The 7,652-nt window shown below is 43.1% G+C and carries 10 protein-coding genes; all 10 read left to right on the top strand.

The genetic code is table 11. The annotated features are described in order from the left end of the window. Nucleotides 1–242: 242 nt before the first annotated feature. The 10 genes from ABFX15_RS04420 (at nucleotide 243) to fabZ (ending at nucleotide 7,557) form a co-directional block, all read left to right on the top strand. Nucleotides 243–599: a DUF2187 domain-containing protein gene (locus ABFX15_RS04420; RefSeq protein WP_428830598.1), complete on the top strand. Its 357-nt coding sequence runs from the start codon at nucleotides 243–245 to the stop codon at nucleotides 597–599. A 315-nt stretch (nucleotides 600–914) separates the two neighbouring features. Then, on the top strand, nucleotides 915–1,370 hold the full coding sequence (gene fabT / locus ABFX15_RS04415) for a fatty acid biosynthesis transcriptional regulator FabT (RefSeq protein WP_170230946.1): 456 nt from the start codon (nucleotides 915–917) through the stop codon (nucleotides 1,368–1,370). Beyond that, a complete protein-coding gene (locus ABFX15_RS04410) occupies nucleotides 1,370–2,356 on the top strand; it encodes a beta-ketoacyl-ACP synthase III (protein ID WP_346024285.1) in 987 nt (328 codons plus the stop codon). The genes fabT and ABFX15_RS04410 overlap by 1 nt, the downstream gene beginning before the upstream one ends. A 44-nt stretch (nucleotides 2,357–2,400) precedes the next feature. Further along, nucleotides 2,401–2,631 (top strand): acyl carrier protein, encoded by a 231-nt coding sequence (locus ABFX15_RS04405; RefSeq protein WP_346024284.1) that lies wholly within the window; start codon nucleotides 2,401–2,403, stop codon nucleotides 2,629–2,631. Nucleotides 2,632–2,653: 22 nt separating this feature from the next. Continuing rightward, nucleotides 2,654–3,607, top strand: a complete 954-nt coding sequence (gene fabK / locus ABFX15_RS04400; RefSeq protein WP_346024283.1) for an enoyl-[acyl-carrier-protein] reductase FabK — start codon at nucleotides 2,654–2,656, stop codon at nucleotides 3,605–3,607. 82 nt (nucleotides 3,608–3,689) lie between these two features. Further along, a complete protein-coding gene (fabD, locus tag ABFX15_RS04395) occupies nucleotides 3,690–4,619 on the top strand; it encodes an ACP S-malonyltransferase (RefSeq protein WP_346024282.1) in 930 nt (309 codons plus the stop codon). A 10-nt stretch (nucleotides 4,620–4,629) separates the two neighbouring features. Next, nucleotides 4,630–5,361: a 3-oxoacyl-[acyl-carrier-protein] reductase gene (fabG, locus tag ABFX15_RS04390; RefSeq protein ID WP_346024281.1), complete on the top strand. Its 732-nt coding sequence runs from the start codon at nucleotides 4,630–4,632 to the stop codon at nucleotides 5,359–5,361. Between the two features lie 19 nt (nucleotides 5,362–5,380). After that, nucleotides 5,381–6,625, top strand: coding sequence for a beta-ketoacyl-ACP synthase II (fabF, locus tag ABFX15_RS04385; protein ID WP_346024280.1), 1,245 nt, complete (start codon nucleotides 5,381–5,383; stop codon nucleotides 6,623–6,625). Further along, nucleotides 6,622–7,113 carry an acetyl-CoA carboxylase biotin carboxyl carrier protein gene (gene accB / locus ABFX15_RS04380; protein WP_091268061.1) on the top strand — a complete coding sequence of 164 codons (492 nt, stop codon included), beginning with the start codon at nucleotides 6,622–6,624 and terminating at the stop codon, nucleotides 7,111–7,113. The genes fabF and accB overlap by 4 nt, the downstream gene beginning before the upstream one ends. 21 nt (nucleotides 7,114–7,134) lie before the next feature. Further along, entirely contained in the window at nucleotides 7,135–7,557 is a 423-nt protein-coding gene (gene fabZ / locus ABFX15_RS04375) for a 3-hydroxyacyl-ACP dehydratase FabZ (RefSeq protein WP_346024287.1), read from the top strand. The last annotated feature ends 95 nt before the right edge of the window (nucleotides 7,558–7,652 follow it).

The raw sequence follows: 7,652 nt of genomic DNA, 5'->3' as shown, positions 1-7,652 counted from the left end.
GTGAATTTGACAAAAAAATAAAGCCCTTATAGGCTTTCTGTCACTTTTTCCTCGTTTCAACTGTCAAACTCCCGAATGCACATTAGAAGAAATAAAAACTTTACAGAACACCCTAAAAAAAGTCGGGTATAAAGCAGTCAGCTTACAGGACACTTAACTAGGGCCAACCTTTATTCGCTTTCATAATACTCTTATGGTATAATGATTAAAGGAGTATAATATCTTAATGAAGAATTGAGGGGATGAAAGTGGCTAAAGAAGAGATCACTGCGGAAGTCCAGCAATTGGTTGAAACGGAACTTCGTAAAGGTGCCAGCAACTCCCGAATTGCTAATTTATTAGATTTACCTTATAAAGAAGCAGTCGACATTATTGAAACGATCAAAGAAAATTTAAGACCGGATGTTGGGGATGAAATTATCTTTTCATTTAGAGACGAACCAATGGAAGGAATTATTGAAAAACTTCTTACAAACAGTGCCATCGTCCGTATCAACTGGAATCATTCTGCTGAAAGAATGCGTGATCTGGTTGAAGAAAAAACGGTCGTTAACTTTAAAGATATTGAAGGATTTAAAAATCAAGTGGATGAAGAATAAGCAACTATCAAAAAAGGCCGTCCTAGGATGGTCTTTTTTGCTTTTATACACCCCGAATTGAGGAAGTGTAAAAGGGTCACCGCAGAAATTTGACTTAAGAAGTTAAACAGGCAGTAAAAAATCATACAAAAAACATAAGAATAAGGAGACCGTTCCAACCAGTAATGATAGCGCTATCAACAAAACTTTCAAAACTGCCTTCACATATAAATCATTATTTTAATCTTGACAGTTTTTCCAAACTAAGTTAGTATTTTGATTGTCAAATAGTTTGATAATCAAACAATATCGACTAAACGAATAGGAGGAGATGATGTGGATCCAAAAATCAATGAAATAAACGGGTACCTGGTATCTATTTTCAACGATGTGCTGATGATTGAAGAACGGACACTCCAGACCAGTCAGTTCAAGGATGTATCGATCAAAGAAATGCATACCATTGATGCAATTGGCATGTATCAGGAGCACACAACCAGTGAAGTGGCTAAGAAGCTTGGGATTACTGTAGGTACGCTTACAGTCTCGGTCAACAACTTAGTCCGTAAAGGCTATGTGAACCGCGTCCGAAGCGAGAAAGACCGAAGAGTCGTCAAGCTGGCGCTGACAAAGCAAGGCCGCCTGCTCTATCGTCTTCATGACAAGTTTCATAGAGACATGGTCAGAGAAACGCTAACGGAAATGAGCGAAGAAGAAGCTGAAGTGCTGATGAAAGGCTTGTTGAATCTTCACAGCTTTCTTGAGCGGACAAAGGAGCAGTTACCGGAGTGATGGACAAGACCCATGTAAAAATATATTCAACTGGGAAATATATCCCACCTCATCGTGTGTCTAATCATGATTTGACGAGCTGGATGGATACGTCTGACGAATGGATTGTCAAACGGACAGGTATCCGATCCCGTTACTTATCTCGTGGAGACAACACGAGTGACTTGTGCGTCAAAGCTGCGCATGATGTGCTAGAAGGTAGTCATATCGATGCTGATGAAATCGGACTGATTATTGTTGCGACAATGTCACCTGATGGGCAGTCTCCATCTGTTGCCAGTAAAGTACAGTCAGCGATTCAAGCGGGTCAGGCGATGGCATTCGATATGAACGCAGCCTGCTCAGGTTTTGTCTACGCGCTATCTACAGCAGAAAAAATACTCAGACATGCTCCCTACAGCTATGCCTTAGTGCTTGGCGGAGAGGTCATGTCAAAAGAGATCGACTGGACAGACAGAAAGACGGCAGTACTTTTCGGTGATGGAGCAGCAGGAGTCCTGATAGGTAAGACAGATGAGTCTGATCAGTTTATATCTGAAGATCTTCATGCAAATGGAGATAAAGGAGAGGCACTGACATCTGGGAATAGACAGGTGGATAATCCTCTTGTACAGTCAGACAAATCAGTCAGTTACCTGACTATGGATGGAAGAGAGATCTTCAACTTTGTCACTCGCTCGATTCCGGACAGTATCCAAAAGGTTATTGAAGCCGGCGGGACTGACATAGAAGACATTGATTATTTTCTTCTTCATCAGGCAAATGCACGCATCATAGAAATTGTTGCCAGGAAACTGAAGCGTCCTGTCGAGACATTTCCAATGAACATTCAGAATTACGGGAACACATCTGCAGCCAGTCTACCGATACTATTGGACGAGCTTGCAAAAGAAAAAAAAGTGTTGAATGGAAAAAAACAGAAAATCATCTTGAGTGCCTTCGGCGGGGGATTAACCTGGGGAACGCTACTCTTGGAAATAAACTAATGATACAAACTAAAAAACTAATGAACTAATCGGAGGAATTATAAATGACAACTTTTGAAAAAATTCAGGAAATTATCGTAGATCAGCTGGACAAAGAAGAAAGCGAAGTACAACTCTCAACGAACTTTAGAGAAGAACTTGAAGCAGACAGCTTGGATCTGTTCCAGATCATAAATGATATCGAAGACGAATTTGACATCAAGATAGAATCTGAAGAGGGTCTGACAACTGTAGAAGATCTAGTAAAATATGTTGAAGGTCAAATCGAATCTTAATTTAACAGGAAGGAGCTCCTAGATGAATCAGCCCTTATTAGAGCAAATTGGAATTAAATATCCCATCATACAAGGAGCGATGTCATGGGTTGCCACTCCAAGTCTAGCAGCAGCCGTCTCAAATGCAGGCGGACTGGGCATGCTTGGAGCCGGGCATGAACCAGGTGAGTATGTCAGAAAAATCATTCAAGAAACTAAGAAGATGACAGACAAACCATTTGGTATGAATGTCCTGCTGCTGTCACCCTATGTTGATGATGTCGTCGATGTTGTGTGCGAAGAAGGCATAAAAGTCGTGACAACTGGAGCGGGCAGTCCTGGACGATATATGAAAAAGTTCAAGGATGCAGGTATTACTGTGATCCCTGTAGTTGCTTCCGTTGCACTGGCCAGACGGATGGAAAAAGAAGGTGCAGATGCAATCATCTGTGAAGGGATGGAAGCTGGAGGTCATATTGGAAAACTGACAACCATGACACTAGTTCCTCAGGTCGTTGATGCAGTTCATATTCCAGTAATAGCAGCTGGAGGTATAGCAGATGGCCGGGGAATGGCTGCCGCATTTATGCTGGGAGCGTCTGCGGTACAATTGGGTACACGGTTTGTAGTCGCTTATGAAAGTATTGCTCATGAAAAATTCAAGGAGCGCATTATTAAGGCGAGAGACATTGATACCGTCGTAACTGGTATGATCACAGGTCATCCTGTACGTGTACTTAGAAACAAACTCACAAAAGAATATCTGAAAGTAGAAAAAGAAATTACAAGTGATGAGCATCCGGATTTTTCACGTCTTGAAGAGCTTGGTAAGGGCGCTTTAAGAAAAGCGGTTATTGAAGGTGATAAGGATGGTGGATCATTTATGTCCGGTCAGATTGCCGGTCTGGTATCGAAAGAACAGAGTTGTGAGGAGATCATTCAGGAGCTGATGAGTGAATACAAAGAGCTGACAGCTCACCCAGTCGTCTTTAATTGATGTGTAAGCTTCAGTCTAATACTTTGATATTCAAACAAATGGCGACTTACTCATTTATCAGTTATATGAAAGGAAGTTTTTCGTGAAAACTGCATTTGTCTTTAGTGGGCAGGGTGCGCAGTATCTGGGCATGGGAAAAGAATTCTACGACACTTATGCATCTGCCCGCGCTATATTTGATCAAGCCAGTGAGGCATTGGATCTCGATCTTGCTGAAATTTGCTTTAACGATGAAAAGAAGATACATCTCACTCCGTATACTCAGCCGGCTATTCTGACAGTCAGTCATGCTATTGCTGCAGTCATGGGCGAAGAAGGCATTCATCCGGATTGTTCAGCAGGACTTAGTCTGGGAGAATACAGTGCGCTTGTCGCTTCAGGAGGCATAGGGTTCAAAGAAGCAGTCAGACTTGTCCACAAGAGGGGAAGTCTTATGGAAGAAGCTGTTCCTGACGGAGAAGGAAAAATGGCTGCGGTCATAGGACTGGATGCAGAAGCAGTTGAATCGATCTGTACCTCAGTCACTGAAAATAACTATGTGACCGTAGCAAATTATAATACGCCAAGTCAGCTTGTTCTTTCTGGAACAGCAGAAGGTGTGGAGCAGGCGATGAAGCTGGCCGAAGAACGTGGGGCGAAACGTGTAGTTGAACTGAATGTCAGCGGACCTTTTCATTCTCAACTGCTTGAACCAGCAGCTCAGGAATTTTCTGAAGTCCTGTCTCAGCAGACATTCAACCCGTTAACTATCCCGGTCTATTCTAACGTGACAGCCAGTGCTTATCCTGATTCAGGGGCGATTTCTCATCTTCTCACTGAACAGATGACTTCATCTGTCCGTTTTGAACAGATGATTCGGATTATGGCTGAAGATGGGGTAGAGAGATTTATCGAAGTCGGACCTGGAAAAACTTTAAAGTCATTTATCAAAGCAATTGATAAAAGCTTTAAACCGTCGAATGTCGAAAAGCCTAGTCAATTGAATAAATTACTGGAAAAATCGAGTGGATAGTAGGGGTAATATGGATAAAAAAACAATCATAGTAACAGGAAGCACCAGAGGAATCGGTAAAGCGATCGCAGCCTTCTTTCTTAATAGAGGGCATAATGTCGTTGTTAACGGACGAAAAGACCTGTCAGATGATCTGATGGATTACTTCAACGTTTTCGACGGGACTGTCCATGTTATCAATGGGGACATCAGCGATTCGGCCTTTGCTAAAAAGCTGATCAAGGACACTAGAAAACACTTTGGGTCTGTAGATGTTCTAGTGAATAATGCAGGGATCACACGTGACAATCTGGCAATCAGGTTGTCTGATGATGATTTTGATGCCACGCTTGATGTGAACTTGAAAGGCACGTTCTATACATCTAAAGAAGCGGCTAAAGTGATGCTCAAGCAGCGCTCAGGGCATATCATCAATATGTCCAGTGTTGTCGGAGTAGCTGGAAACGTCGGACAGGCGAACTATGCTGCGAGTAAGGCCGGTGTAATCGGATTGACCAAATCATTGGCCAAGGAGCTGGCTCCAAGAGGCGTGCTGGTTAATGCCATCGCACCTGGCTTCATTGAATCGGATATGACCGATCAGCTGACCGATGAAGTAAAAGAGAAAGCTCTGATGACTATTCCTCTCAACCGCCTTGGTAAAGCTGAAGAGGTAGCTGAGCTGGCAGGGTTTTTAAGTAATCAGAAGTATATTACCGGACAAGTTTTCCACGTTGATGGTGGAATGGTAATGAACGGGTAAATAGTTTAGGAGGCTGAGAATGGAAAGAGTAGTAATTACTGGTCTTGGGGCGATTACGCCGCTTGGCAATTCAGTAGCAGAATTTTGGGATGGACTGAAAAATGGAAGAAACGGCATAGGGCCGCTGACCAAATTCGATGGAGAGGCAATCAATGTTCATGTTGCCGGAGAAGTCCGAGACTTTGAAGCTAAGAAAGTCATGGACAGAAAACTGGCTAAGCGTATGGACCCATTTTCGCAGTATGGCGTAGCGGCTGCTCTTGAAGCAGTGAAAGATAGTGAAATCGACATGGATGAAATTGATGCCGATCGCATGGGAGTCATTGTCGGTTCAGGAATTGGCGGACTGAATGCCATGCAGGACCAGATCATCAAAATGCATGAAAAAGGACTGGACCGTGTTGCTCCCTTTTTCGTTCCTATGGCAATTGGAAATATGGTTGCGGGAAATATCTCCATAGCAACTGGAGCAAAAGGCCCGAATCTCTCAATCGTCACAGCCTGTGCATCCGGAAACAATTCAATTGGAGAAGCATATAGAAATATCAAGCACGGCTATGCCGACATCATGCTGGCTGGTGGAGCTGAGGCAAGCATCAATGAAATCGGTATGTCAGGTTTTGCTGCGCTGAATGCATTATCAACTAATGAAGATCCTAATGCTGCTTCAACACCTTTCGACAAGAATCGTCATGGATTCGTCATGGGTGAAGGTGCAGGAGTTCTTGTACTTGAAAGCCTGTCTTCTGCTTTGAAACGCAAGGCGAAAATATATGCTGAAATTACAGGTTACGGTGCGACTGGAGATAGTTTCCACATGACTGCCCCTTCTCCAGACGGATCAGGTGCTGCAAGAGCCATGAAGCAGGCTATTAAAGAGTCTGGAATCGAAGCTGCAGATATTGGCTATATCAATGCACACGGAACATCTACACCTGCCAATGACTCTTCAGAAACCGAGGCCATCAAACTGGCATTAGGTGATGAAGCAGCTGCGAGTGTCGCTGTTTCAAGTACTAAAAGCATGACAGGTCATTTACTTGGAGGTGCAGGGGCGATCGAAGCGATCGCATCCATTAAAGCACTTCAGGAAGGAATACTTCCACCGACAATCAATCTAAGCACACCTGACGAAGCCTGCGACCTGGATTATGTCAGCAATCAGCCAAGAGAAAAAGCAATTCAGTATGCATTAAATAACTCTTTAGGGTTTGGTGGACATAACGCCGTTACCTGCTTCAAGAAATGGGAGGATAAGGAATGAATTTTGAACAGCTGAAAGAGCTGATCGATCACATCGACCGGTCATCTCTTTATGAGTTCGAGATGGAAAATGACGACATCTCCTTAAAATTGAGTAAAAGAAAAACGTATGGTGCTGGTGGTGTCGTGCAGACCCAAGATCAGGTGGAGCCTAACAATCAGGCAGAACCTGCAAGGAAATTCTCACCCTCGTCAGAAGAGGAAACTGCTGCGCAGTCCGCGCCACAAGAGATCGCACCAGATGAAGATCTTCATGAACTGAAGGCGCCCATAGTAGGGACAGGCTACCTGTCTTCTTCACCTGATGCCCCACCATTCGTCAGTGAAGGCGATGCAGTATCAAAAGGTCAGACCATCTGTATCATCGAAGCGATGAAAGTCATGAATGAAATCAAGAGTGACGTAGACGGAACGATCAGCCAAATAATGATCGAAGACGGACAGCCTGTCGAATTCAATCAGTCACTGATCAAAATCAAGCCAAATTAAAGGAGACTACTTATGACTACTATGAACATCAAAGAAATTCAGGAACTGATTCCCAATCGTTACCCGATCTACTTTATTGACAAAGTGACAGAGCTGATTCCAGGTGAACATGTCACCGCAATAAAAAATGTAACGATCAATGAAGAGTTTTTCCAAGGACACTTCCCGGGAGAACCAGTCATGCCAGGTGTACTCATTGTTGAGAGTCTGGCACAGGCTGGATCGATCCCGCTTTTAAAACTGGATCAGTTCAAGTCTCAGACAGCCTATCTCGGTGGACTGAACAAAGTTAAATTCAAGAAAAAAGTAGTTCCTGGAGATGTGCTTGAATTAAAAGTAGATATCGTCAAGCTTAAAGAGTATGCTGGAATCGGTAAAGGTGTCGCATACGTGGATGGCAAGAAGGTCTGTGAAGTAGAAATGACATTCATTATCGGAAGATAGCAGATCACTAAAATTTGTATCTATTAAGCATTATGGTGTTAAGTCAAGAGAATAGATTATAAAATGACAACCTATTTTCATAAAAAAGGGTGCAC

This window comes from Alkalibacterium indicireducens (assembly GCF_039522005.1).
GTDB classification, from domain to species: Bacteria; Bacillota; Bacilli; order Lactobacillales; family Carnobacteriaceae_A; genus Alkalibacterium; species Alkalibacterium indicireducens.
Note: the sequence above shows the minus strand (reverse complement) of the source record. Positions and strands in the feature narration are given on the sequence as shown.

Excerpts from the sequence above, each read along its gene's own strand:
- fabG (WP_346024281.1), top strand. The coding sequence starts at position 4,630 with ATGGATAAAAAAACAATCATAGTAACAGGAAGCACCAGAGGAATCGGT.
- fabZ (WP_346024287.1), top strand. The coding sequence starts at position 7,135 with ATGAACATCAAAGAAATTCAGGAACTGATTCCCAATCGTTACCCGATC.
- ABFX15_RS04420 (WP_428830598.1), top strand. The coding sequence starts at position 243 with ATGAAAGTGGCTAAAGAAGAGATCACTGCGGAAGTCCAGCAATTGGTT.
- ABFX15_RS04405 (WP_346024284.1), top strand. The coding sequence starts at position 2,401 with ATGACAACTTTTGAAAAAATTCAGGAAATTATCGTAGATCAGCTGGAC.
- accB (WP_091268061.1), top strand. The coding sequence starts at position 6,622 with ATGAATTTTGAACAGCTGAAAGAGCTGATCGATCACATCGACCGGTCA.
- fabK (WP_346024283.1), top strand. The coding sequence starts at position 2,654 with ATGAATCAGCCCTTATTAGAGCAAATTGGAATTAAATATCCCATCATA.
- fabF (WP_346024280.1), top strand. The coding sequence starts at position 5,381 with ATGGAAAGAGTAGTAATTACTGGTCTTGGGGCGATTACGCCGCTTGGC.
- ABFX15_RS04410 (WP_346024285.1), top strand. The coding sequence starts at position 1,370 with ATGGACAAGACCCATGTAAAAATATATTCAACTGGGAAATATATCCCA.